The sequence below is a fragment of the Streptomyces spinosus genome, assembly GCF_020400655.1.
In the GTDB taxonomy this organism is placed as follows: domain Bacteria; phylum Actinomycetota; class Actinomycetes; order Streptomycetales; family Streptomycetaceae; genus Streptomyces; species Streptomyces argyrophylli.
On record NZ_JAINRC010000013.1, the window covers coordinates 230,539 to 252,491 of the forward strand.

The following is a 21,953-nucleotide window of genomic DNA, read 5'->3' on the forward strand; positions in this document are numbered from 1 at the left end:
CGGCGCTCCGGAGATTTTTTCCGCGACCGTGGCGCGCGGTGTCGATCCGGGACCCGGCCGTTCGTGTAGGAGGTGACACACAGCCCGCCACGGGCCCGACGCCTTGGAGGACGTCATGAAGCACTACCTGCTCAGCGTGGTCCAGCCGGCCGGTGCGACCCCGCCCGGTCCCGAAGCCCTCGCCACGATCATGCGCAACGTCGAGGCCTTCAACGACGAGCTGCGCACCGCGGGCGCCTGGGTCTTCGCCGGTGGCCTGCACGGTCCGGAGACCGCGACCATGCTCCGTCCCCAGGACGGTGACGTGCTCGTCACCGACGGCCCGTACGCCGAGGGCAAGGAGTACCTGGGCGGTCTGTGCCTCATCCGGGCCGCCGACTCGGACGAGGCCCTGGACTGGGGCCGCAAGGCGGCCCTCGCGACCACTCTGCCCATCGAGGTACGGCCCTTCGTGGACCAGCACTGAGGCCGGAGCGGCACCGATGGCCGAGACCGGGGCCGGCGGCGGCCCTGGAGCTGCTCGTCGCGCTGGACCCCGGCCGGTACCACGTGCCGAACGTCGTCGTGCTGCGCCGACCGGGCCGGAGTGCCGAGGCGGCGGCGGAGTACGGCCACGCCGCCGGCCCGGCGCCGAGCGCGCGTACCTGGTGCCGCGAGGACGGGAGACGGAGGGACCTGAGGCACCCTTGACTGGTACAGACCAATGGGGTTAAGTGTCCGCAACCCCCCGCCGCGGCCGCCCCCACCTCGTGGGTGCGGCCGTGTCACACCGGGAGGAGCCGGTCCCCGGTCGGGCGCCGCGTCGCCGCGGTGCCGTGTGCGAGACTCCGCCGATGACTCCCGACGACATGATCACCGCGGACGCGTCCGGCACCTGGGAACTCGGCGACCTGCCCGTCCACCGCATCGGCTTCGGCACCATGCGGCTGACGGGCAGCGCCGCCTTCCACCACGGCACCCCGAGCGACCGGGACCGGTCCCTCGCCGTCCTGCGCACGGCGGTCGAACTGGGCGTGAACCACATCGACACGGCGGCCTTCTACTTCTCGTCGCTGCGTTCCGCCAACGAACTCGTCAACACCGCGCTGTCCCCGTACCCCGACGACCTCGTCATCGCCGCCAAGGTCGGCCCCTACCGCGACTACCACGGCGAGTGGGGCACCTCCGCCCGGCCCGACCAGCTGCGCGGGCACGTCGAGGAGAACCTGCGCCAGCTCGGGCGGGACCACCTCGACCTGGTCTATCTGCGCCGGATGCGCCAGGACTCCATCGCCGAGCACTTCGGCGCCCTCGCCGAGCTGCGCGAGGCCGGCCTGGTCCGGCACCTCGGGATCTCCTGCGTCGAACCCCGGCACCTCGCCGAGGCGCTTGGGATCGCGCCGGTGGTGTCCGTGCAGAACCGGTACGCGGTGGACCGGCCCGACCCCGTGGACGACGAGGTGCTGCGGCTGTGCGGCGAGCACGGCATCGCCTTCGTCCCCTTCTACGCCGTGGCCGGACGGACCGGGGAGCGCGGTGCGACGACCGCTCACGACGACGCGGTGCTCTCCGCCGCCCGGGCCCACGGCGTGAGCCCGGCACAGGTCCGCATCGCCTGGACCCTGCACCAGGGACCGCACGTCCTCGCCATCCCCGGCACCGGCAACCCGGACCACCTGGCCGAGAACGTCGCCGCCGGTGCGCTGCGCCTGACGGAGGAGGAGCTGACCCGGCTCGGCCGGGCCCGGGCGCAGGCGGGCTGACAGCGCAGGCGGACCGGCCGCGCGCGGGCCGGCTGACCGAGGGCGGGTGTCACACGCCGAACGGGCCGGTCGCGCGCGGTGGGCGCCCGGACGCCCGACCGTGACGGACCGCGGCCGGGACCGGTACCGGGCTGACTACGATGGCACGGACGCGCGCTGGACCGCGCACGAAGACGACCGCATACGAGGACGGGTGAAGAACCTCGCCATGACCGACGCCAAGGACGAACGCCGGCCGGCCGGCGAGCTCGAAGCGAGCGTCCTGGCCGCGCTCTGGGCCGCCGGCGCGCCCCAGACGCCCGGCCAGGTCCAGTCCAGCCTGGGCGCGGACCTCGCCCGTACGACGGTGACGACGATCCTCACCCGCCTGCACGACAAGGGCGTCGTCCACCGGCGGCGCCAGGGCCGCGGGTACGCCTACTTCCCCGCCCGGGACGTCCAGGACGCCCACGGCCTCACCGCCCGGCGGATGCACAGCGAACTGGACCGGGACAGCGACCGCGAGACGGTCCTCGCCCGCTTCGTCGCCCAGCTGAGCCCGGACGACGAACGCATCCTGCGCGACCTGCTCGAATCCGACGGCCGATGACCGCCCTCCTCCTGCTGCCCCTGCTGCTGCCGTGCGCCCTGCCGCCCCTGGCCCGCCGGGCCCTGGACCGGCTGGCCCCGGCCGCCGCGCTGTGGTCCGTCACGGGCTGCGCGGTGCTCCTCGCCGGCTGTTCGACGCTGGCACTCGGCATGTCCGTCCTGACCGGGCTGCTGAAGCTGCCGCTCTTCGCCGCGCTCGGCGAGCTGGTCCGTCCGCTGCGCACCGCCTCCGACGCCCTCGTCGTCCCGGCCGCCGTCGCCTCGGCCTGCGCGCTGGCCGGGTGCGGCTGGAGCCTCGGCCGCGCGGTGCTGGACCAGGCCCGTGCCTTCCGGGCGGCCCGGGCGGAGGCCGCGTGCGGAGCCGTCGCCGGCGACCTGTGCGTGATCGACTCGTCCCGGCCCGACGCCTACGCCCTGCCGGGCCGCCCGCACCGGGTCGTCGTCACCACGGCGATGCTGCGCAGCCTGGACGGTCCGGAGCGGGAGGCGCTGCTGGCCCACGAGCGGGCGCACACCGCGGGCGGCCACCACTACGCCCTCGCCGCCGCCGAACTGGCGGCGCGCTGCCACCCGGCGCTGCGGCCGGTCCGCGCGACGATCCGGCTGGCCGCCGAGCGCGCCGCCGACGAGGCCGCCGCCGTCTCGGTCGGCGACCGGCGCCTGACCGCCCGCGCCATCGCCCGCGCCGCCCTCGCCGGACAGGCCGCCCGGTCCGTACGCCCCGGCATCGCCCCCGGCGCGGCCACCGGTCCCGTCCCCCAACGCGTCCAGGCCCTGCTGACCGCCCCGGGCGCCCGCACGGCCCGCGCGGTCTCCGCGCTCCTCATCGCCTGCACCGCCCTGTCCTGCGTGGCCTCGGCCACCGCGACGGCCGACGTCCACCACCGCGTGGAGGTCGCCCAGGGCGAGGAGAGCCCCTGACCCGAGGCACGGGTGGCGGTCCGTGGTCCCGCGTCCGGTCGCAACGCGCGTAGACCGAGACTGGCGTCGCGAAGGTTTTACGTATAACCTCACCGGCTAACCACCCCCTCCGGAAGGTCGCCATGCGTCGCGTCGCCCTTGTCACCCTCGTCGTGCACGACTACGACGAGGCCGTCCGCTTCTACACCGAAGCCCTCGGGTTCCGGCTCGTGGAGGACGCCCCGCGCCCCGACGGCTCGCGCTGGGTCGTCGTGGAGCCGGGGGGCGACGGACCCGGACTGGTGCTGGCCCGTGCGAAGGACGACGCGCAGCGGGCCCGCGTCGGCGACCAGACCGGCGGGCGCGTCGGCTTCTTCCTGCACACCGACGACTTCGCCCGCGACCACGCCCGGATGACCGCCGCCGGCGTGACCTTCCTGGAGGAGCCGCGCCACGAGCCGTACGGCACGGTCGCCGTCTTCCAGGACCTGTACGGCAACCGCTGGGACCTGCTCCAGCCCGCCGGCCACTGACCCGCCACCGCACCACCTGCCCCAGGACCCGAGGAAACGAAACGCCCATGACCGCGTCCCGCATCGACACCGAGACCCTCCGCCGGCTCCCCAAGGCCGTCCTGCACGACCACCTCGACGGCGGCCTGCGCCCCGCCACCGTCGTCGAGCTCGCGGCCGCGGTCGGCCACACACTGCCCACCACCGACCCGGACGAGCTGGCCGCCTGGTACGTCGAGGCCGCCAACTCCGGTGACCTGGTCCGCTACATAGCCACCTTCGAGCACACCCTCGCCGTCATGCAGACCCGTGAGGGCCTGCTGCGCACGGCCGAGGAGTACGTCCTCGACCTCGCCGCCGACGGCGTCGTCTACGCCGAGGTCCGCTACGCCCCCGAACTGAACACGAGCGGCGGGCTCACCATGCGCGAGGTCGTGGAGACCGTGCAGGAAGGGCTCGCCGCCGGGATGGCCAAGGCGGCCGCCGCCGGCACCCCCGTCCGCGTCGGCACCCTGCTGTGCGGCATGCGCATGTTCGACCGGGTCCGCGAGGCCGCCGACCTGGCCGTCGCCTACCGCGACGCGGGCGTCGTCGGCTTCGACATCGCCGGCGCCGAGGACGGCTTCCCGCCCGCCGACCACCTCGAAGCCTTCGAGCACCTGCGCCGCGAGAGCGTCCCGTTCACCATCCACGCCGGCGAGGCGCACGGCCTGCCCAGCATCCACCAGGCCGTCCAGGTCTGCGGCGCCCAGCGCATCGGCCACGGCGTCCGCATCACCGAGGACATCCCCGACCTCGCGGCAGGCAAGCTCGGCCGTCTCGCCTCCTGGGTGCGCGACCGCCGCATCGCCCTGGAGATGTGCCCGACCTCCAACCTCCAGACGGGCTGCGCGACCTCGATCGCGGAGCACCCGATCACGGCCCTGAAGGACCTCGGCTTCCGGGTCACCCTCAACACCGACAACCGTCTGGTCTCGGGGACGACGATGACCCGGGAGATGTCCCTGCTGGTCGAGGAGGCCGGCTGGACGGCCGAGGACCTGCGCACGGTCACGGTGAACGCCCTCAAGAGCGCGTTCATACCGTTCGACGAGCGCAACGCCCTCATCGAGGGCGTGGTCCTGCCGGGTTACGCGTCCGCGCTCTGAAGGAGCCCCCTGAGGTAGGCGGCCTGCCCGACGTGCTGGAGGTCGTCGGACAGGACGCTCACCAGGCGCACCCCCAGCGACACCGGGGGATCCCAGCGTTCGTCCACGACGCGTTCCAGATCCTTGGCGGCCAGCCCGCGCAGGCAGCCGAGGGTCTGTTCGTGGACGGCGTCGTAGTACCCGGTCAGCAGGTCCGCCGAGTCCACCCGTACCTTCGCGACCTTGGCGGGGGTGTGCGCGTACCCCGTGTCGTGTCGTGGCAGGTCGAGGCCGAAACGCTTCTCCCAGTCCTGCGCGAGCCACACCTGGTCCAGGTCGAAGGCGTCGGCGACGTGGTCGTCCTGCACCCGTGTGAGGTGCCAGACCAGCCAGGCGACGGAGTTGGCGCCGGCGGCCGGGCGGTGGTTCAGCTCGTCGGGGCCGAGGCCGTCGAGGGCGGCATGGACTTCTTCCCGGATGCGGCCGTAGCCGTCGATGAGGATGTCCTTCGCATGCATACCGTCCACCATCGCGCATCACCGGCGCGCCCGCGCCCGGAACCCCGCTTTCGCACAGCCCCCGGCGGCTCCCGCCGGGAGTCGCCGCCGAGCCGGCCGGCGTGCGTGGCGCCCGGCGGCCGTCACCGCGGCGCGCCGGCGGCCGTCACCGCAGCTCGTCCGCGGGCGTGGCCAGGACACCCGTCTCCAGGAGGGTGACCAGTGCCCGCGCGGCCGGGCTCGTGGCTCGTTCCGGCGGCAACAGGGCGACCGTCTCGTACTCCGGCTCGTCCGCGCCCTTCACCGGGAGCGCCGTGAGCGCCGGCCGCTTGTGCCGGAAGTGCCGGGGTACGACGGCGATCCCCAGGTTCTCGTCCACGAGGTCCAGCAGGCTGTGCACGTCGTTGACCTCCAGCGCGACCGTGCGCCGCACGCCGGCCGCGGCGAACGCGGCGTCGGTGGTGCGGCGCGGACCCCAGTCCGGGTGGAAGTCGACGAAGACCTCACCGGCGAGGTCCTCCGGGCCGAGCACGGCCTGGGCGCGGGCCAGCCGGTGGCTCGGGTGGCACAGCACCGTCATCGGCTCGCTGGTCAGGGACACCGAGCGCAGCTGGTCGGTGTCGGCCTGGGTGCGGTAGGCGAAGGCCAGGTCGAGCCGCCCGGCCGCGACCTCCTCGGCCAGCGCGCCGGAGCCGGCCTGCCGCAGCCGGATCTCCACGTCCGGGTGCCGGCCCCGGAAGGCGGCCAGCAGCCGGGCCACGTGCACCCCGGCGATGCACTGCTCGGTGCCGAGGGCCAGCGTGCCCCGCAGGACACCCTGCACGGCGGCCACCGCCTCGTGCGCGGAGCGCACCTGTGCCAGGATGCGTTCGGCCTCCCCCAGCAGCGCGCGCCCGGCTTCGGTGAGCGTCACCCGGCGGGTGGTCCGTACGAACAGCGGCGCCCGCAGCTCCCGCTCCAGCGCCCGGATGGACGCCGACAGGCCCGACTGGGACACCATCAGGCGTTCCGCGGCCCGGGTGAAGTGCTGGTCCTCGGCGACCGCGACGAAGTGCTGGAGGTGGCGCAGTTCCATGATTGAGAAGCCTATCCGCTGAATTCCATCGGATTCTTCTGTTGGACCACTGCCCGCCGCCCGGGGAAGAGTGGCACCGGTAGATCGTGTGCCAACCCCTCTGGAGTCGCGTTGTACACCGCACACCCCGACCGCTACGCCGACATGCCCTACCGGCGCACCGGACGCAGCGGCCTGAACCTCCCCGCCCTGTCGCTCGGCCTGTGGCACAACTTCGGGCCCGACCGGCCCGTGGAGACCCAGCGGGCCATCCTCCGCCGCGCCTTCGACCTCGGCGTCACCCACTTCGACCTGGCCAACAACTACGGCCCGCCGCCCGGCGCCGCCGAGTCCGCCTTCGGCGAGGCGCTCAAGGCGGACTTCGCCGGCTACCGCGACGAACTGGTGATCTCCACCAAGGCCGGTTACCTGATGTGGCCCGGCCCGTACGGTGAGTGGGGCTCGCGCAAGTACCTGCTGTCCTCGCTCGACCAGAGCCTGAAGCGGATGGGCCTGGAGTACGTCGACATCTTCTACTCGCATCGCTTCGACCCGGACACTCCCCTGGAGGAGACGATGGGCGCCCTGCACACGGCGGTGCAGCAGGGCAAGGCCCTCTACGTCGGCGTCTCCAACTACTCCGCCGAGCAGACCCGCGAGGCCGCCCGCATCCTCGGCGAGCTGGGCACGCCGCTCCTCATCCACCAGCCGCGCTACTCGATGCTCGACCGGCGCCCCGAGGACGAGGGCCTGCTCGACGCCCTCGACGAGCTCCAGGTCGGCTCCATCGTGTACTCCCCGCTGGAGCAGGGCCTGCTCACGGGCCGCTACCTGGACGGCATCCCCGAGGACTCCCGGGCCGCGAGCGACAGCCCGTTCCTGAACTCGGACGCCGTCACCGAGGACCTGGTCGCCCGGCTGCGGGCGCTGGACGAGATCGCCAAGTCCCGCGGCCAGACCCTGGCGCAACTCGCCCTCGCCTGGGTGCTGCGCGGCGGCCGGGTGACGTCCGCCCTGGTCGGCGCGAGCAGCCCGCGGCAGATCGAGGACAGCGTCGCGGCCATCGGCAACCTCGGCTTCGACGCCGACGAGCTGGCGCGGATCGACGCGATCGTCCGGCCGTAGCGCCGCAGCGCCCGACGGTACGGGGGAGCGGCCGCGACGAACCGCGGCCGCTCCCCGCGTCGTACCGTCACCCCCGTGCCCTTCCGGAAGGCGGCGCCGGCCCGGTCAGGCGCCCGCCGGTACCCGGTCCAGGAAGCCCAGCACCTGCCGGATGCGGCCCTCGTCGTCCAGCGTGACCACGTCGAACCCGGCCACCGGTGCCGAGCCGTCCTGCTCGTTCACCAGCTCCCACCCGAAGCGCGCGGTGTCGTGGTGGCCGTCGACCGCGCCGAGCGGACGGAACACGAAGCCGGGGAACTGCTCGTGGGCCGCCGCGATCACGGCCGCGATCTGCTCGTGCCCGCGGACCTCCACGAGCGGGTCGGTGTAACCGCCGTCCTCGGTCCACGCGGCGGCGACGGCCTTCTCGATGTCCTCCCGCCGGGTGGCGTTCCAGGCCTCGAAGTAACGGGCGGCGGCGTTCTCGTGACGGTCGGTGTGCGCGGTCATGGTGAAGCTCCTCCATCGAGGTCGTCCGTGCTGGTCAGGTCCCGGATGCGGGGTTCGCCGATCCGGTGTGACCACCATGCGGGAGGAGTGGGTGCCGGGTCGATTACCTCCGGGGTCATGGCCCGGGGGCGGGACGGCCCGTCGCGTTTCGGCCAGAACCGGCGCTGAATATGCCAAGAGACTGGCCGGAAAGACATGGTGACAGTGGTTCAGTAGTGAACATACTCGACAGTGAGGACTTCACTTCCCGCGAGGTCCCGATCACGCACCGCACACGGCCGCACCGCAGACGAGCCGCACCGAAAGCGAGGCCAGCCGCAAGGCGAACGACGCGACGGGGAGTGCGCATGCACGACGAGTTCCTGTGCCATGTCACCGCGTACGGCACGTGCGGCGGAGAGCGCATCGGAGTGCCCCTGGGCACCTACCGGGCGCCCACCCTGGCCCTCGCTCTGTGGTGGCTGCGCGACCGGGCCAACTGGATCGCCGACCGGCTCGACCCGCGGCCCGAGGCCGGGCATTTCCCGCCGAACGCGCTCGTCCCGGTCGCGGACACCGTGCCCGACGTGCCGGCCGTCCTGCGCGCGTGGTGCGGCGACCCGGCCCAGCAGGAACTGGTCGCCGACGAGCTGGCCGCGGGGAGGCTGGTGCGGATCGCGACCGGCGACGACACGACCGAATACGAGCTGCTCGCGGAGTCCGTCGACGCCCTGCGCATGCAGCGGACCGTCCCGGCCCTCGTGGTGCCCGTCGCCTGAGCGCTCGCCGGACCGGTCGCACCCCGCCGAGCCGTGAGCCGCCGTTCCGGCCCCTCCCGGCCCCTGCAGGCCCCTGCCGGCTTCGTGGGAGAAGCGTGCGCCGTGACCCTCGCCACTGTGCGCGGTGGGCGAACGGATCAGGTGGACTGCCGGGCCGGGCTCGGGGTACGAGGACTGGTGCAACAGCGACCGGCCGGACCGGGTTTTCGAGAGAGACAGCATGATCAAGCACCTGGGCGGGGCAGTGATACCGACTGGTTTCGACGTACCCGTGGAGCCGCTGCGGCGCGCGGCACACTACACCGGCGAACCCGGATGCATCGCCGAGGCACGTGCCTTCGCGTCCCAGTTCCTGGAGCAGCTGCGCACGGAATGGTGCGCCACCGCCGACGACCGGGCCGACGGCGAGCTGCTGCTGATGGTGAGCGAACTGGTCACCAACGCCGACCAGCACAGCAACGGCCCCTACATCCTGGAGCTGGAGGGCACGGACGCCTCGGTCGCGGTGTCCGTGTACGACAGCAGCACCGCCCTGCCCCGCCGTTACCCGAAGGACCCCAAGCGCGTCGGACGGCACGGGCTGGAGATCGTGCACGCCCTGGCCTGCGAGGTCACCGTGGAGCGCGTGCCGGTGGGCAAACGCGTGCGGGCCGTCTTCCCGCTCCGGCGCGAGGGCGACGTCCGGCCTGAGGCCTCCTGAACCACGACGTCGACGACGTCACCACAAGGACGAGAAGTCGGGCCGGTGCCTGGGCGCCGGCCCGACCCGCATGTCAGGCGCAGCCGAGTTCACCCAGCATCCCCTGCCGCAGCCGGGTGATGATCCGCTTGATCAGCCGGGAGACGTGCATCTGGGAGCACCCCAGCCGCTCCCCGATCTCGGCCTGGGTGGCCTCCTCCACGAACCGCATGTGGATGATCCGCCGGTCCCGGTCGCTCAGCTGCGCCATGAGCGGGGCGAGCGCGTGGAAGTCCTCGACGAGCCGCAGGCCCTCCTCCTCGACACCGATGAAGTCGGCGAGCACGGCCTCGCCGTCCTCGGGGCCGTCGCCGGTGAGCGCGGCGTCCAGGGAGGCGGAGTTGTAGCCGTTGGAGGCCAGCTGGGCCTCGACGACCTCCTTCTCGGAGAGGTTCATCAAGGTGGCCAGCTCGGCGACGGTCGGGTCCCGGTCCAGCCGGCTGGACAGCTCCTCCCTGGCCTTGGCCAGCTCCACCCGCAGCTCCTGGAGGCGGCGCGGCACGTGGACGGCCCAGGTGGTGTCCCGGAAGAACCGCTTGATCTCGCCGACGATGTACGGCAGCGCGAAGGAGGTGAACTCGACCTCGCGTGCCAGCTCGAACCGGTCGATGGCCTTGATCAGGCCGACCATGCCGGTCTGGACGATGTCCTCCATGTCGTCGCCGCGACCGCGGAACCGTCCGGCCGCGAAGCGCACCAGCGACATGTTCATCTCGATGAGGGTGTTGCGCGCGTACTGGTACTCGTGCGTCCCCTCCTCCAGCTCGGTCAGCCGGCGGAAGAACTGGCGGGAGAGTTCCCGTGCGTCCCGCGGGGCGACGGACGCGGGGTCCGCGATGCCAGGCAGTGACCCTTCGCCCGTCCTGTCCTGCTCGGTCTGCTCGGCGACCTCTGCTTGCGACCGGATCCCGGCGGCGGTTGTCATTGCCTCTCCCACGAAAGTCACGGTTCGACCCTGCCTGTGCGGCAGCCGGTCGGCCCCGGACACAGGTCACGTTCCCGCGGGTACCCGATGTACGGCGGGTCATTCCTCCCGCGGAGCCGTTCACGGCGCGAGTACCCCCGGCTACGGCGCGCATGCGTGCGCCGCCCGCAAGTGGCGTGAAACAGCCGCTTCGGGCCGGGTTTCCCTCTGGGCGGAACGCCGCGCCCTTGTCCCTCACCGTACCGCTCCTAGGCTGACGGGATGAGCAACCCGCTGAGCGAGGAAGCCCGAGTGATCCCCCTGCGGCCGGCGCCCGGCCGTCCGGACCTGCCGGACGTGCCGGACGGCGGCACCCCGCCCCGTGAGCCGCTGTGGCGTGATCTGGTCGGCGAGGTGCTGCGCCGGGAGCGGCGGGCGCAGGAGCGCACGCTCAAGGACGTGGCCGACGCGGCCCGGATCTCGCTGCCCTACCTGTCCGAGGTCGAGCGGGGCCGCAAGGAGGCATCGTCCGAGGTGCTGGCCGCCGCGGCCCACGCGCTCGGCCTGGGCCTCGGCGACCTGCTGTCGCTGGCGCACGGCGAGCTGACCCGGCGCACGGCCGAGCGGCGCCGGCCCGCCGCCGTACCGCACCGGCCCGCCGCCGCGCCGGACCGGACGTACCGGGGGCTCTGCCTGGCTGCCTGACCGGCGGCGGCCCGGCCGGCTGCCCACGGCCGGGCTGTTTCCGGGTGGTCGAGGGGCGGACCGATGAGTTTCGCGCGGGGGAGCGGTCTGCCTGTGTACGACGGCGTTCCACGCCCGGTTCCACCCCCTCGTACACGCCCCAGGAGGCGCTCATGACCACCGGCGGATTCACCACGTGTCTCTGGTTCGACGGCCAGGCGGAGGAGGCCGCGCACCACTACGTGTCCGTCTTCAAGGACGCTGCCCTCGGGCGCGTCGTGCGCTGGCCCGAGGGCGGTCCCGGACCGGCCGGCTCGGTGCTGACCGCGGAGTTCACGGCCAACGGCCAGCGGTTCGTCGCGCTCAACGGCGGCCCCGAGTTCACCTTCGACGAGGCGGTCTCCTTCCAGATCCTCTGCTCCGACCAGCAGGAGATCGACCACTACTGGACGAAGCTCACCGAGGGCGGCGGCGAGGGGGGACCCTGCGGCTGGCTCAAGGACAAGTACGGCCTGTCCTGGCAGGTCGTCTACGCCCGGCTGCTCGACATGGTCGCCGACCCCGACCCCGAGAAGGCCGCGCGTGCCGTCAAGGCCATGATGGGCATGGGCAAGCTGGACGCCGCCGCGCTGGAGAAGGCGTACGCCGGCGAGTAGCGGGAGATCCGGCCGGCCGCCCTCACCGTCACCCGGCCTCGGCGAGGATCTCGGCGATCACGTGCCGGGAGTTCTCCGCCAGGGCCGGGTTGGTGTGCCAGTAGTACGGCAGCTGGATCAGCGAGATCGACAGCGCCCAGCCCCGCCCGCGCGCCCACTCCGCGTCGTCGGCGCCCACGACCTCGCGGAAGGTGTCCCGGGCGGAGGCGGGCAGCAGGTTCCAGGCCACGATCAGGTCCACCGCCGGGTCGCCGACGCCGGCACAGCCGAAGTCGATGACCGCGCTCAGCCCGTCCCCGTCGACCAGCACGTTCCCCGGGGAGAGATCCCCGTGCGCCCAGGCCGGCGGACCCGCATGGGCCGGGGCCCGCAGCGCCTCCTCCCACCGGGCCGCCACGGCCGCCGTGTCGATCCGGTCGGTGAGCCCGCCGAGCCGCGCCAGCGCGGCCCGGGTCGGCTCGTCCCGGGAGGCGAGCGGCACACCCCGGGAGGCGGGCGGACCGTCACGCGGGTCGATCCGGCGCAGCGCCGCCACGAACGCCCCGAGCCGCTCGGCCAGGCGCTCCGGCTCCGCGACGGCGCCGGCGACCGGGTTCCGCCCGTCCAGCCAGCGGTACACCGACCAGGGCCAGGGGAAGTCCTCGTCGGGCGCGCCGAGCCCGGCCGGCTCCGGGGTGGGCACCGGCAGCAGCGGACCGAGACGGGGCAGCCAGCGCTGCTCGTGCGTCACGTCGGCGACGGCGCCGGGATGCCGGGGCAGCCGTACCACGAGGCCGCCGCCGAGGCGGAACATGGCGTTCTCCGTGCCGGAGGAGTCCAGGCGCCGTACGGGCAGCGCCGCCCATTCGGGAAACTGCCGGGCGATCAGCCGGCCGACGAGCGGCGGGTCGGCACCGACCTCGCCCTCGCGCATCTTGACCGTGTTCATCGGACTCATCACAGCGCGACACGGGCCCCGCTGTCGACCGAATTGCGGCTGCCGGCTCGGCGCGCGGGCCGCACCCCCGGTGGCTAGCGTGAACAGACGGGACAGACCACTCCAGGAGGGCCGCCAGCATGGCCGTGCAACCCGAGGGAACGCCCTGTTGGGCCGATGCGATGTTCAGTGACGTCGAGGGAGCCAAGCGGTTCTACGGCGACGTCCTCGGCTGGACCTTCGGCGAGTCGTCGTCGGAGTACGGCAACTACACCCAGGCCTATGTGGACGGCAGGGCGGTGGCGGCGGTCGTCCCGCCCATGCCCGGTCAGGAGGGCCAGTCGCAGTGGTGCCTGTACTTCGCCTCGCCGGACGCCGCGGCCACCGCGGAGCGGATCCGGGAGAACGGCGGCGAGGTCCTGATGGAACCGATGCAGGTCGGTGACTTCGGCACGATGTGTCTGGCCCGGGAGCCCAGCGGAGCCGTGTTCGGCGTGTGGCAGGCGGGCACCCACGAGGGTTTCGAGGCGGTGGCCACGCCGGGGGCGTACTGCTGGGCCGAGGTCTTCACCAGGGAGCCGGAACAGACGGACGCCTTCCTCGCCGCGGTCTTCCCGTACCGGGTCAAGGAGATCGAGGACGACGCGGTGGACTTCCGGATGTTCGACGTCGGCGAGGACACCGTCCTCGGCCGGATGCGGATGACCGACGACTTCCCGCCCGAGGTGCCGTCCTACATCAATGTCTACTTCGCCGTCGACGACTGCGACGCGGCCGTCGACCGGGCCGTGAAGCTGGGCGGGATCCTCCGCTTCGGCCCGATGAGCAGCCCCTTCGGCCGGTTCGCCGCGCTCAGCGACCCGCAGGGCGCGAACCTCTCGGTGATCGACATCACCACCACCGAGGGCGAGATGCCGAAGGTCAGGGACGTCTGACCGGGCGCGCGGGAGCGCCCCGCGCGGCCATGGCATGATCGGGCGCATGCGTGAACGTATGGTGGCCGCCTGCGACGGGGCTTCGAAGGGAAACCCCGGACCGGCCGGATGGGCGTGGGTGGTCTCGGACGACGACGAGCGGACCCCCGCCCGCTGGGCGGCGGGCCCGCTCGGCCGGGCCACCAACAACGTCGCCGAACTGACGGCCCTGGAGCGGCTGCTCGCCGCCGTCGACCCGGACGTGCCGCTGGAGATCCGGATGGACTCCCAGTACGCGATGAAGGCCGTCACCACCTGGCTGCCCGGCTGGAAGCGCAACGGCTGGAAGACCGCCGCCGGCAAGCCCGTCGCCAACCAGGACCTGGTGGTCCGCATCGACGAACTGCTCGCAGGCCGGTCCGTCGAGTTCCGCTACGTCCCCGCCCACCAGGCCGACGGCGACCCGCTGAACGACTTCGCCGACCGCGCCGCCAGCCAGGCGGCCTCCGTCCAGGAAGCGGCCGGCAGCGCGCTCGGCTCCTCGGAACCCCCGCCGTCGCCCGACACCCCGTCGGGCGCCGGGGCGGCGCGCAGGAAGGCGCCCCACCGCACCGGCGGCACCGCGTCCTCACGCACCGGTGGCGGCGCGTCCGGCCGCACCATCAAGGCGAAGTTCCCGGGCCGCTGCCTGTGCGGCCGGTCCTACGCGGCCGGTGAGAAGATCGCCAAGAACGCGCAGGGCTGGGGCCACCCGGAGTGCCGTACCGCCGAGGGCTGATCAGGCGTCGAACGTGTAGAACCCGGTGTGGTCCAGCAGGTCCGCCGGGCGCACGGTGTTCCACGGCTTCATGGTGTCGTTCAGGTCCACCACGTCCGGCGTGCCGCCCGTCGGCACGTAGGCGGCACCGGGGTGGCGGCGCTGCCACTGCGACCACAGCTTGTCGACGTAGGCGTGGTGCAGCCAGAACACCGGGTCGTTGGGGGAGACCCCGGTGGCCATCTGGCCGCCGACCCAGACGTGGACGCGGTTGTGCAGGTTGACGCCGCGCCAGCCCTCCAGGTGGTTGCGGAAGCCGTCCGAGGCGCTGTTGTACGGCGCCGTGTCGTACGTCGCGATGGACAGCACCGACTCCACCTCGGCGGGCGTCGGCAGCTCGCGCACACCCGTGCCGAGCGAACGGCGCAGGAACGTACGGCCGTCGACCCGTACGTTGACCGGCCAGTCGCCCGTGGACGCGGCGAACGGCCCGTCCATCACCCGGCCGTCGCCGGCGCGCCCGGTGCCGCCGAGGAAGTCCGGTGCCCACAGCGAGGCGCGCACCGTGCGGTCGGCGCTCCAGTCCCAGTAGGGCAGGGCGACCGAGGAGTCCACGGACTGCAGCGCCTGCTCGAAGTCGAGCAGGAATCTGCGGTGCCAGGGCAGGAAGGAGGGGGAGCGGTGGCCGGTCCGCTCGCCGCTGTCGGTGTCCGCCATGATGAACGCGTTGTGCGTGCGCACGAAGTCGTCGTAGCGCCCGGTGCGCTTCAGTTCGAGGACGGCGGCGACGAATCGGCGCTTCTCGTCCGCGGTCAGGGTGGCCTGGTTCTTGCGTACGGTCATGGTGCGTGGTGCTCCGGAAGTCCTCGGCGGGGCGGTCAGTTGGCGTCGAAGGGCAGCAGCGGCGCGCCCTGCAGTTCCGCCACCGCGGCACGGGCCGCGGCGCGCGGGGTGGCCACCGGGGCGTAGTGACTGACGACGCTGATCCAGCTGCCGTCGGCGTTCCGCATCACGTGCAGCGGCACGCCGTCGACGAACACGGCGTAGTCGCCGCCGTGTTGGTGGTGGTGTCCGCCGCCGCTCGCCGGACCGCCCTGTATCCGGCGGCCCCGGTAGACCTCGTCGAAGGAGCCGGGGGCGGCGGGCGCGTGGCGGCCGACGGCCGAGGCCGTCGTGGCGACGGCGGCTGCCGCGCTGAGCGCGCGGCGCCGGGTGATGCCGGGCATGCGGGTCCTCCTGAGGAGCGGTCCGGTGGTGACGACGCATGCCTACCGGGACGCCGGGGAGTGGAAGAAATCGGTCGGAACCGGTTGGCTGTGATCCGGACAATCGGTCACATGTGGTACGGAGTTGAACCAGGACGATCTTGCCGTCACAGCCGTCCGATCCGCGCCGGAACGGGGAATTCCTTGCCGGGCCGACCGGCTTACCGGTGATCCTTCCCGGCCGCCGACCGTCCGGGTGGCGCGGCTCACCGCGCCAGACTGACGCGATCAGGCGCGCCCGCACCCTGCTACCCTCCGGTGTCAGTCGATCACGTCCGGTGACTGTCAGGGGTGTGCGCGTGAAGGTCGTCTGTGTCGGAGGCGGGCCCGCCGGTCTGTACCTCGCCATCCTGCTCAAGCGGCAGGACCCCGCCCGCGACGTCACCGTCCACGAACGCAACCCGCGGGGCTCCACCTACGGCTGGGGCGTCACGTACTGGCGCGGCCTGCTCGACAAGCTCCAGGCCCACGACCCCGCTTCGGCACGGGCGATCGAGGAGCACTCCTTCCGCTGGAGCGAGGGCGTCGCCCACGTGGGGGACCTGACGACCCGGCACCACGGCGACGAGGGCTTCGGCATCGGCCGCCACCGCCTGCTCGACCTGCTCGCCACCCGGGCCCACGCCCTGGGCGTCCGCCTGGAGTACGAGAGCGAACCCACCGACCCGCCCGCCGACGCCGACCTCGTCGTCGCGGCCGACGGCGTGCACAGTGCCCTGCGCACCCGCCGGGCCGCCCACTTCGGCACCCGGATCACCTCCGGCCGCAACCCCTACATCTGGCTCGGCACGAGCAAGGTCTTCGACGCCTTCACCTTCGCCTTCACCGAGACCGAGCACGGCTGGATCTGGGCCTACGGCTACGGCTACAGCGGCGAGCACAGCACCTGTGTCGTCGAGTGCTCCCCGGAGACCTTCACCGGCCTCGGACTGGACCGGGCCGGCGAGGACCAGGGCATCGCCCTGCTGGAGAAGCTCTTCGCCGGTGTCCTGGACGGCCACCCCCTGACCGCGCGCCCCGGCGCCTCATGGCTGACCTTCCGCACCGTGACCAACGAGACCTGGCACGACGGCAACCTGGTCCTGCTCGGCGACGCGGCCCACACCACCCACTACTCCATCGGCGCCGGCACCACCCTCGCCCTGGAGGACGCCATGTGCCTCGCCGACGCCCTGGGCTCACACGCCGCACTGCCCGACGCCCTCGCCGCCTACCAGCACCGGCGCCAGGCCGAACTGCTGTCCGTGCAGAGCGCGGCCCGCCACAGCGCCCAGTGGTACGAGAACCTGCCCCGCTACATCCACCTGCCCCCGCACCGGATGTTCGCCCTGCTCGGCCAGCGGCACTCGCCCCTGCTGCCGTACGTCCCGCCCCAGCTCTACTACGGCCTGGACAAGGCGGCCGGACGGCTGGAGGCGCTGCGCCGGCTCAAGCGCTGGCTCGGCCCGCGCGCCGCCCGCGCCCTGCACGCCCGCGCCACGGCCCGCCGGAACTGAGGTCTTCCGCTCGGATCGGGCCGGACCGGCACGGCGTGACCCAAACGGGAGACCCTGGCCGCTCCGTCCCCTCGGGGGGCCGGGCGCGACCACGTCCGTCGTGTGCGGCCGCACCCGCGCGGGCTACGGCCTCAGCGCGTTCGCCGGCCGGCCCGCCCGGCCTGCCGGGGCCGGGCCGCCGCCGCGCAACAGGCCGCCCCTCGCGGGGGCTTCGCCAAGGCGCGGCACCACCAGGTCGGCTCCGTGCCGGCTCCCCGTTCGGATCAGGAAACGTTGGTGAATGGCCATTCACTCGATAAGGTGAATGAGTATTCACCCCGTCACCGTGCCGCCCGCAGGAGCGCCGATGGACCAGCCCGCCCCGATATCCCCGCCGTCCCGGCTGCGCGACCGGCTCACCATTCCCGTACTGGCGTCCGGCGGCATCCTCATGGCGGTCATGCAGACCGTGGTCGTCCCGCTCCTGCCCGACCTGCCCCGGCTCACCGGCGCGTCGGCCGCCGCCGTCTCCTGGACGGTCACGGCGACCCTGCTCTCCGGCGCCGTCCTCACCCCCGTCCTCGGCCGGGCCGGCGACATGTACGGCAAGCGCCGGGTGCTCACCGCCGCGCTCGCCCTGATGACCGTCGGCTCCGTGATGTGCGCGCTCTCCTCCGACATCGGCGTCCTCATCGCCGCCCGCGCCCTCCAGGGCGCCGCCGCCTCCGTGGTCCCGCTGTCCATCAGCATCCTGCGCGACGAACTCCCACCGGAACGCCGGGGCTCGGCCGTGGCGCTGATGAGTTCCACCGTCGGCATCGGCGCCGCGCTCGGCCTGCCGCTCGCCGCGCTGGTCGTGCAGTACGCCGACTGGCACACCATGTTCTGGCTGACCAGCGCCCTCGGCGCGGCGGGCGTCACGGCGACCTGGTGGGCGGTCAAGGAGTCGCCGGTGCGGGAACCCGGCCGGTTCGACGTCCCCGGCGCCCTCGGCCTCGCCGCCGGCCTGGTCTGCCTGCTGCTGGGCGTCTCCCAGGGCGGCACCTGGGGCTGGGGGAGCGCACGGGTCCTCGGGCTGTTCCTCGCCGCGGCCGTCGTGCTCGCCCTGTGGTGCCTGTGGCAACTGCGCACCGCCCGGCCCCTGGTCGACCTGCGGCTGGTCACCCGGCCGCGGGTGGGCCTGTCCCATGTGGCGGCCCTGCTGACCGGGTTCGCCTTCTACGCCAACTCCCTGGTCACCGCCCAGCTGGTGCAGGCACCGAAGGCCACCGGCTACGGCCTCGGCCTGTCCATCGTCGCCACCGGCCTGTGCCTGCTGCCCGGCGGCGTCACCATGCTGCTGTTCTCCCCGCTGTCGGCCCGCATCTCGGCCGCGCGCGGCCCCCGGATCACACTCGCGCTGGGCGCCGCCGTCATCGCCTGCGGCTACGCGCTCCGCATCGCCGACAGCCGCGACCTGTGGATGATCATCCTGGGCGCCACCGTGGTGGCGACCGGCACCACGCTCGCCTACTCCGCGCTGCCGACCCTCATCCTGCGCGCCGTGCCGGCCGCCCAGACCGCTTCCGCCAACGGCGTCAACGTCCTCATGCGGACCATCGGCCAGGCCGTCTCCAGCGCGGCTGTCGCCGCCGTCCTCGTCCACCACAGCAGCCCCCTCGGCGGCGTTCCCGTACCCAGCCTCCACGGCTACGAGCTCGCCTTCGCCATGGCGGGCGCCGTCGCCCTCGCGGCCTGCGCGGCGGCGCTGTCCATCCCCGGCGACGGCCCCGCGCCCGGTGCCCGGCGGGCCCGCGGCGGCACCCGCGGCGCCCGCGACGAGGCGATGGAGGGAGCATGAGGACCATGACCACGCCGCCCGGTGAGGCGCCCGCACCCGCACGCCGGGACGCCGAGGCCACCAAGGCCGCCATCCTGAGAGCCGCCCGCCACCTCCTGGCCCGGCACGCGCACGCCGACATCACCCTCAAGGCCGTCGCCGAGCGCGCCGGGGTGAGCCCGCCGCTCATCCTGAAGTACTTCGGCAACAAGGACGCCCTGTTCGCCCGCGTGATGTCCTTCGACACCGACGCCGACGCCCTGCTGGACGCGCCGCTGGACGCACTCGGCCGGCACATGGTCCGGCACGTCGTGTCCAGCCAGCGCGAGCGGGGCGCCGACCCGCTGCTGCGCATCGTCTTCGCCCCGCTGCACGGCGACCACGGCGACGTCCTGCGCGCCAACTTCCGCGCCCAGGTCACCGAACGCCTCGCGGCCCGGCTCACCGGCGCCGACGCGGGCCTGCGCGCCGAACTCGCCGTCGCCGCCCTGGTCGGCCTCGGCGTGATGTACGGCATCGCCCGCGGCCCCCACCTGCGCGGGACCGACGCCGACGACCTCGCCGAGCGTTACGGGCCCGCCGTCCAGGCCCAGCTGACACCCGGTGCGGGGCAGCGGGACCCGTCCGGCGCGGACCCCCGGCGGTGACCTCGCCGGCCAGGTCTCGGAGTGCCCCGCGCCAAGGGCTCATCCCGTCCGGGAGCCCGGGGAGTTCCGCGGCGGCCGGCGCCGGGGCGGCCGCCGACGCGGGTCCGCCGGCCGGATGACAGACTGACGCCATGGACGAACGCGTAATCGGCAGGTCGGGACAGTGGGCATCGGTGGTCGGGCTCGGCACATGGCAGCTGGGCGCCGACTGGGGCGACGTGGACGACAAGGAGGCGCTGTCCGTCCTGGAGGCGGCGGCCGAGGCCGGGGTCACCTTCTTCGACACGGCCGACGTGTACGGCGACGGGCGCAGCGAGGCCACCATCGCCGCGTTCCTGCGCGGCCGGCCCGATCTGCACGTGCTGGTGGCCACCAAGATGGGCCGCCGGGTCGAACAGGTCCCGGAGAACTACGTCCTCGACAACTTCCGTGCCTGGAACGACCGCTCGCGCCGCAACCTCGGCGTCGACCGCATCGACCTGGTGCAGCTGCACTGCCCGCCCACCCCGGTCTACTCCTCGGACGCGGTGTTCGACGCCCTGGACACGCTGGTCGAGGAGGAGCGCGTCGCCGCCTACGGCGTGAGCGTGGAGACCTGCGCCGAGGCGCTCACCGCCATCGCCCGGCCGAACGTGGCGAGCGTGCAGATCATCCTCAACCCGTTCCGGATGAAGCCCCTGTACGAGGTGCTGCCCGCCGCCCGCGCGGCCGGCGTCGGCATCATCGCGCGCGTGCCCCTCGCCTCCGGGCTGCTGTCCGGCAAGTACACGAAGGACACGGTGTTCGCGGCCAACGACCACCGCACCTACAACCGGCACGGCGAGGCCTTCGACCAGGGCGAGACCTTCTCCGGCGTCGACTACGCGACCGGTGTCGAGGCCGCCGCCGAGTTCGCCGCCCTCGCCCCCGAGGGCTACACCCCGGCCCAGCTGGCGCTGCGCTGGATCATCGAGCAGGACGGCGTGACCACGGTGATCCCGGGTGCCCGCAACCCCGGGCAGGCCCGCGCCAACGCCGCCGCGGCCAAGCTGCCGCCGCTGCCGCCGCAGACGTCGGCCGCGATCCGCGAGCTGTACGAACGCCGGATCAAGGACCAGGTCGAGCGCCGCTGGTAGCCGCGCGCACGCGGACCGTTTGAACGGACGACCGGGCGGTTACACGCAACCGCATGACGGAGGCAGGGCGGCGCAGAGGGCGGAATGAGACCGAGGAGGAGCGGGCCGACCGGATGTGGGGTGAGCTCATCCAGGAGGTCCGGGTCGCGCAGACGGGCGTACAGATCCTGTTCGGCTTCCTGCTGACGGTGGTCTTCCAGCCGAAGTACGGCAAGCTCGAAACCGTCGACCAGGTGATCTACATCGTGACCGTCGTCCTGGGCGCCTGCGCGACCGGCGCCCTCATCGGACCGGTCTCCCTGCACCGCCTGGTCTCCGGCCGCCGGGTCAAGCCGCAGGCGGTACGGCTGGCGTCCCGGATGACCTTCGTCGGCCTGGTCCTGCTGCTCGCCACGATGACGTCGTCCCTGCTGCTGATCCTGCGGGTCGCCACCCACGACAGCTACGTTCCGTACCTCGTGGCGGCCGTCGTCGCCTGGTACCTGCTGTGCTGGTACGGCCTGCCGCTTTGGGCCCGCCGCCGCCACACGTCCGGGACGGACGAGAGCCCCTAGGACCGGCGGGCGGCCAGGGCCGTGAGGTGCCGGTCGTGCGTCCTGCCGAGCAGCAGCACGGAGAGCACCGCCCCGATCAGGGCGCAGAACATGTCCCACTGGGTGTCCCACACATCGCCCTGCGTGGCGAGGAACGCGTCCGCGCCGTGTCCGCCGGTCTCGGCCGCCAGCCACTCCAGCAGCTCGAAGCAGGCGCTGAACGCCAGGCAGGCGCACACGGTGAGCGGCGCCAGCCAGCGGCTGCCGCGCAACGGCGAGGTGCGGCTGAGGAGCTCACGGACCAGTACGGCCGGGACGAAGCCCTGCACCAGGTGGCCGAACCGGTCGTACGGGTTGCGTTCCAGGCCGAAGGTGTCGCGCACCCAGTCGCCCACCGGGACCTGCGCGTAGGTGTAGTGGCCGCCGACCGCGAGGACCAGCGCGTGCGCGGTCAGCAGTGCGCACAGCAGCCCGGTCAGGGGGAAGCGGCGCCAGAGCAGCACCACCAGGGGCAGCCCGGCCAGCGCCCACACGGTCTCCAGGAACCAGGTGGTGCGGTCGCGCGCGCCGCACACCGACACGGCCAGCCCGACGGCCACCACGCCGGCATAGAGGGCGGGCGGCACGCGGCGCGGCGCGCGGAACGGGGCGGGGTGCACTGCGGTCACGGCGGGCTCCTTGCCTGAGGCGGCCTGGGGGTCGTAGGAGGCCCATGGTGGCGCCCGGCCGGGGCCGCC

At 73.4% G+C, this 21,953-nt stretch carries 26 protein-coding genes; 18 read left to right on the forward strand and 8 right to left on the reverse strand.

Annotated features, from left to right (window positions below):
- The first annotated feature begins 115 nt into the window (after window positions 1–115).
- The 6 genes from LG395_RS25450 (at window position 116) to LG395_RS25475 (ending at window position 4,890) form a co-directional block, all read left to right on the forward strand.
- Window positions 116–466 (forward strand): YciI family protein, encoded by a 351-nt coding sequence (locus LG395_RS25450; RefSeq protein ID WP_171158961.1) that lies wholly within the window; start codon window positions 116–118, stop codon window positions 464–466.
- A 367-nt stretch (window positions 467–833) separates the two neighbouring features.
- Window positions 834–1,742, forward strand: a complete 909-nt coding sequence (locus tag LG395_RS25455; RefSeq protein WP_171158962.1) for an aldo/keto reductase — start codon at window positions 834–836, stop codon at window positions 1,740–1,742.
- 208 nt (window positions 1,743–1,950) lie between these two features.
- On the forward strand, window positions 1,951–2,331 hold the full coding sequence (locus tag LG395_RS25460) for a BlaI/MecI/CopY family transcriptional regulator (RefSeq protein ID WP_225811361.1): 381 nt from the start codon (window positions 1,951–1,953) through the stop codon (window positions 2,329–2,331).
- A complete protein-coding gene (locus tag LG395_RS25465; RefSeq protein ID WP_225811362.1) occupies window positions 2,328–3,251 on the forward strand; it encodes a M48 family metalloprotease in 924 nt (307 codons plus the stop codon). The genes LG395_RS25460 and LG395_RS25465 overlap by 4 nt, the downstream gene beginning before the upstream one ends.
- Before the next feature lie 122 nt (window positions 3,252–3,373).
- Window positions 3,374–3,763 carry a VOC family protein gene (locus tag LG395_RS25470; RefSeq protein ID WP_225811363.1) on the forward strand — a complete coding sequence of 130 codons (390 nt, stop codon included), beginning with the start codon at window positions 3,374–3,376 and terminating at the stop codon, window positions 3,761–3,763.
- Between the two features lie 47 nt (window positions 3,764–3,810).
- Window positions 3,811–4,890 carry an adenosine deaminase gene (locus tag LG395_RS25475; protein ID WP_225811364.1) on the forward strand — a complete coding sequence of 360 codons (1,080 nt, stop codon included), beginning with the start codon at window positions 3,811–3,813 and terminating at the stop codon, window positions 4,888–4,890.
- Here the strand turns inward: LG395_RS25475 and LG395_RS25480 are convergent.
- On the reverse strand, window positions 4,872–5,387 hold the full coding sequence (locus tag LG395_RS25480) for a mycothiol transferase (protein ID WP_225811365.1): 516 nt from the start codon (window positions 5,385–5,387) through the stop codon (window positions 4,872–4,874). The two genes, LG395_RS25475 and LG395_RS25480, sit on opposite strands and share 19 nt — an antisense overlap.
- 145 nt (window positions 5,388–5,532) lie before the next feature.
- On the reverse strand, window positions 5,533–6,441 hold the full coding sequence (locus tag LG395_RS25485; RefSeq protein ID WP_171158968.1) for a LysR family transcriptional regulator: 909 nt from the start codon (window positions 6,439–6,441) through the stop codon (window positions 5,533–5,535).
- A 111-nt stretch (window positions 6,442–6,552) separates the two neighbouring features.
- Here LG395_RS25485 and mgrA point away from each other — a divergent pair, with 111 nt between their 5' ends.
- Complete coding sequence (gene mgrA, locus LG395_RS25490; RefSeq protein ID WP_171158969.1) at window positions 6,553–7,545, forward strand: L-glyceraldehyde 3-phosphate reductase; 993 nt, start codon at window positions 6,553–6,555, stop codon at window positions 7,543–7,545.
- Between the two features lie 105 nt (window positions 7,546–7,650).
- Here mgrA and LG395_RS25495 read toward each other — a convergent pair whose 3' ends face one another.
- Window positions 7,651–8,034 carry a nuclear transport factor 2 family protein gene (locus LG395_RS25495; RefSeq protein WP_171158970.1) on the reverse strand — a complete coding sequence of 128 codons (384 nt, stop codon included), beginning with the start codon at window positions 8,032–8,034 and terminating at the stop codon, window positions 7,651–7,653.
- Window positions 8,035–8,381: 347 nt separating this feature from the next.
- Between LG395_RS25495 and LG395_RS25500 the strand changes: the two genes are divergently transcribed.
- Both LG395_RS25500 and LG395_RS25505 read left to right on the forward strand, forming a co-directional pair.
- Entirely contained in the window at window positions 8,382–8,792 is a 411-nt protein-coding gene (locus tag LG395_RS25500; protein WP_171158971.1) for a hypothetical protein, read from the forward strand.
- A gap of 220 nt (window positions 8,793–9,012) precedes the next feature.
- Entirely contained in the window at window positions 9,013–9,492 is a 480-nt protein-coding gene (locus LG395_RS25505) for an ATP-binding protein (protein ID WP_225811366.1), read from the forward strand.
- A 73-nt stretch (window positions 9,493–9,565) separates the two neighbouring features.
- Here LG395_RS25505 and LG395_RS25510 read toward each other — a convergent pair whose 3' ends face one another.
- A complete protein-coding gene (locus tag LG395_RS25510; RefSeq protein WP_171158973.1) occupies window positions 9,566–10,456 on the reverse strand; it encodes an RNA polymerase sigma factor SigF in 891 nt (296 codons plus the stop codon).
- Between the two features lie 261 nt (window positions 10,457–10,717).
- Between LG395_RS25510 and LG395_RS25515 the strand changes: the two genes are divergently transcribed.
- A complete protein-coding gene (locus LG395_RS25515) occupies window positions 10,718–11,140 on the forward strand; it encodes a helix-turn-helix domain-containing protein (protein ID WP_225811367.1) in 423 nt (140 codons plus the stop codon).
- A 152-nt stretch (window positions 11,141–11,292) separates the two neighbouring features.
- Complete coding sequence (locus LG395_RS25520) at window positions 11,293–11,775, forward strand: VOC family protein (protein ID WP_171158974.1); 483 nt, start codon at window positions 11,293–11,295, stop codon at window positions 11,773–11,775.
- A gap of 28 nt (window positions 11,776–11,803) precedes the next feature.
- On the opposite strand, the gene LG395_RS25525 is transcribed toward LG395_RS25520, so the two are convergent.
- Entirely contained in the window at window positions 11,804–12,703 is a 900-nt protein-coding gene (locus LG395_RS25525) for an aminoglycoside phosphotransferase family protein (RefSeq protein WP_225811368.1), read from the reverse strand.
- Between the two features lie 128 nt (window positions 12,704–12,831).
- Here LG395_RS25525 and LG395_RS25530 point away from each other — a divergent pair, with 128 nt between their 5' ends.
- Together LG395_RS25530 and LG395_RS25535 are read left to right on the forward strand one after the other, a co-directional pair.
- Window positions 12,832–13,626: a VOC family protein gene (locus LG395_RS25530; RefSeq protein ID WP_171158976.1), complete on the forward strand. Its 795-nt coding sequence runs from the start codon at window positions 12,832–12,834 to the stop codon at window positions 13,624–13,626.
- 34 nt (window positions 13,627–13,660) lie between these two features.
- The gene (locus LG395_RS25535; protein WP_225811369.1) at window positions 13,661–14,383 is read left to right on the forward strand and encodes a ribonuclease H family protein; all 723 of its coding nucleotides are present in this window, start codon (window positions 13,661–13,663) and stop codon (window positions 14,381–14,383) included.
- Here the strand turns inward: LG395_RS25535 and melC2 are convergent, their stop codons facing one another.
- Both melC2 and melC1 read right to left on the reverse strand, forming a co-directional pair.
- On the reverse strand, window positions 14,384–15,205 hold the full coding sequence (gene melC2, locus LG395_RS25540) for a tyrosinase MelC2 (protein WP_225811370.1): 822 nt from the start codon (window positions 15,203–15,205) through the stop codon (window positions 14,384–14,386).
- Between the two features lie 35 nt (window positions 15,206–15,240).
- The gene (gene melC1 / locus LG395_RS25545; RefSeq protein ID WP_225811371.1) at window positions 15,241–15,588 is read right to left on the reverse strand and encodes an apotyrosinase chaperone MelC1; all 348 of its coding nucleotides are present in this window, start codon (window positions 15,586–15,588) and stop codon (window positions 15,241–15,243) included.
- Between the two features lie 332 nt (window positions 15,589–15,920).
- Between melC1 and LG395_RS25550 the strand changes: the two genes are divergently transcribed.
- The 5 genes from LG395_RS25550 (at window position 15,921) to LG395_RS25570 (ending at window position 21,237) form a co-directional block, all read left to right on the forward strand.
- Window positions 15,921–17,123: an FAD-dependent monooxygenase gene (locus LG395_RS25550; protein ID WP_225811372.1), complete on the forward strand. Its 1,203-nt coding sequence runs from the start codon at window positions 15,921–15,923 to the stop codon at window positions 17,121–17,123.
- Window positions 17,124–17,469: 346 nt separating this feature from the next.
- Window positions 17,470–18,942 (forward strand): MFS transporter, encoded by a 1,473-nt coding sequence (locus tag LG395_RS25555; protein WP_225811373.1) that lies wholly within the window; start codon window positions 17,470–17,472, stop codon window positions 18,940–18,942.
- The gene (locus LG395_RS25560) at window positions 18,939–19,568 is read left to right on the forward strand and encodes a TetR/AcrR family transcriptional regulator (protein ID WP_225811374.1); all 630 of its coding nucleotides are present in this window, start codon (window positions 18,939–18,941) and stop codon (window positions 19,566–19,568) included. Before LG395_RS25555 ends, LG395_RS25560 begins: the two co-directional genes overlap by 4 nt.
- A 131-nt stretch (window positions 19,569–19,699) precedes the next feature.
- Window positions 19,700–20,683, forward strand: coding sequence for an aldo/keto reductase (locus tag LG395_RS25565; RefSeq protein WP_225811375.1), 984 nt, complete (start codon window positions 19,700–19,702; stop codon window positions 20,681–20,683).
- Between the two features lie 53 nt (window positions 20,684–20,736).
- Window positions 20,737–21,237 carry a DUF6328 family protein gene (locus LG395_RS25570; RefSeq protein WP_171158984.1) on the forward strand — a complete coding sequence of 167 codons (501 nt, stop codon included), beginning with the start codon at window positions 20,737–20,739 and terminating at the stop codon, window positions 21,235–21,237.
- Here the strand turns inward: LG395_RS25570 and LG395_RS25575 are convergent.
- Entirely contained in the window at window positions 21,234–21,884 is a 651-nt protein-coding gene (locus LG395_RS25575) for a DUF2238 domain-containing protein (protein ID WP_372463466.1), read from the reverse strand. The genes LG395_RS25570 and LG395_RS25575 overlap by 4 nt on opposite strands.
- Window positions 21,885–21,953: the final 69 nt, after the last annotated feature.

What these genes read in the sequence shown, in the direction of transcription:
- LG395_RS25450 (WP_171158961.1), top strand. Translation starts at nt 116, where the DNA reads ATGAAGCACTACCTGCTCAGCGTGGTCCAGCCGGCCGGTGCGACCCCG.
- LG395_RS25455 (WP_171158962.1), top strand. Translation starts at nt 834, where the DNA reads ATGACTCCCGACGACATGATCACCGCGGACGCGTCCGGCACCTGGGAA.
- LG395_RS25460 (WP_225811361.1), top strand. Translation starts at nt 1,951, where the DNA reads ATGACCGACGCCAAGGACGAACGCCGGCCGGCCGGCGAGCTCGAAGCG.
- LG395_RS25465 (WP_225811362.1), top strand. Translation starts at nt 2,328, where the DNA reads ATGACCGCCCTCCTCCTGCTGCCCCTGCTGCTGCCGTGCGCCCTGCCG.
- LG395_RS25470 (WP_225811363.1), top strand. Translation starts at nt 3,374, where the DNA reads ATGCGTCGCGTCGCCCTTGTCACCCTCGTCGTGCACGACTACGACGAG.
- LG395_RS25475 (WP_225811364.1), top strand. Translation starts at nt 3,811, where the DNA reads ATGACCGCGTCCCGCATCGACACCGAGACCCTCCGCCGGCTCCCCAAG.
- LG395_RS25480 (WP_225811365.1), bottom strand. Translation starts at nt 5,387, where the DNA reads ATGCATGCGAAGGACATCCTCATCGACGGCTACGGCCGCATCCGGGAA.
- LG395_RS25485 (WP_171158968.1), bottom strand. Translation starts at nt 6,441, where the DNA reads ATGGAACTGCGCCACCTCCAGCACTTCGTCGCGGTCGCCGAGGACCAG.
- LG395_RS25495 (WP_171158970.1), bottom strand. Translation starts at nt 8,034, where the DNA reads ATGACCGCGCACACCGACCGTCACGAGAACGCCGCCGCCCGTTACTTC.
- LG395_RS25500 (WP_171158971.1), top strand. Translation starts at nt 8,382, where the DNA reads ATGCACGACGAGTTCCTGTGCCATGTCACCGCGTACGGCACGTGCGGC.
- LG395_RS25505 (WP_225811366.1), top strand. Translation starts at nt 9,013, where the DNA reads ATGATCAAGCACCTGGGCGGGGCAGTGATACCGACTGGTTTCGACGTA.
- LG395_RS25510 (WP_171158973.1), bottom strand. Translation starts at nt 10,456, where the DNA reads ATGACAACCGCCGCCGGGATCCGGTCGCAAGCAGAGGTCGCCGAGCAG.
- LG395_RS25515 (WP_225811367.1), top strand. Translation starts at nt 10,718, where the DNA reads ATGAGCAACCCGCTGAGCGAGGAAGCCCGAGTGATCCCCCTGCGGCCG.
- LG395_RS25520 (WP_171158974.1), top strand. Translation starts at nt 11,293, where the DNA reads ATGACCACCGGCGGATTCACCACGTGTCTCTGGTTCGACGGCCAGGCG.
- LG395_RS25525 (WP_225811368.1), bottom strand. Translation starts at nt 12,703, where the DNA reads ATGAACACGGTCAAGATGCGCGAGGGCGAGGTCGGTGCCGACCCGCCG.
- LG395_RS25530 (WP_171158976.1), top strand. Translation starts at nt 12,832, where the DNA reads ATGGCCGTGCAACCCGAGGGAACGCCCTGTTGGGCCGATGCGATGTTC.
- LG395_RS25535 (WP_225811369.1), top strand. Translation starts at nt 13,661, where the DNA reads ATGATCGGGCGCATGCGTGAACGTATGGTGGCCGCCTGCGACGGGGCT.
- melC2 (WP_225811370.1), bottom strand. Translation starts at nt 15,205, where the DNA reads ATGACCGTACGCAAGAACCAGGCCACCCTGACCGCGGACGAGAAGCGC.
- melC1 (WP_225811371.1), bottom strand. Translation starts at nt 15,588, where the DNA reads ATGCCCGGCATCACCCGGCGCCGCGCGCTCAGCGCGGCAGCCGCCGTC.
- LG395_RS25555 (WP_225811373.1), top strand. Translation starts at nt 17,470, where the DNA reads ATGGACCAGCCCGCCCCGATATCCCCGCCGTCCCGGCTGCGCGACCGG.
- LG395_RS25560 (WP_225811374.1), top strand. Translation starts at nt 18,939, where the DNA reads ATGAGGACCATGACCACGCCGCCCGGTGAGGCGCCCGCACCCGCACGC.
- LG395_RS25565 (WP_225811375.1), top strand. Translation starts at nt 19,700, where the DNA reads ATGGACGAACGCGTAATCGGCAGGTCGGGACAGTGGGCATCGGTGGTC.
- LG395_RS25570 (WP_171158984.1), top strand. Translation starts at nt 20,737, where the DNA reads ATGACGGAGGCAGGGCGGCGCAGAGGGCGGAATGAGACCGAGGAGGAG.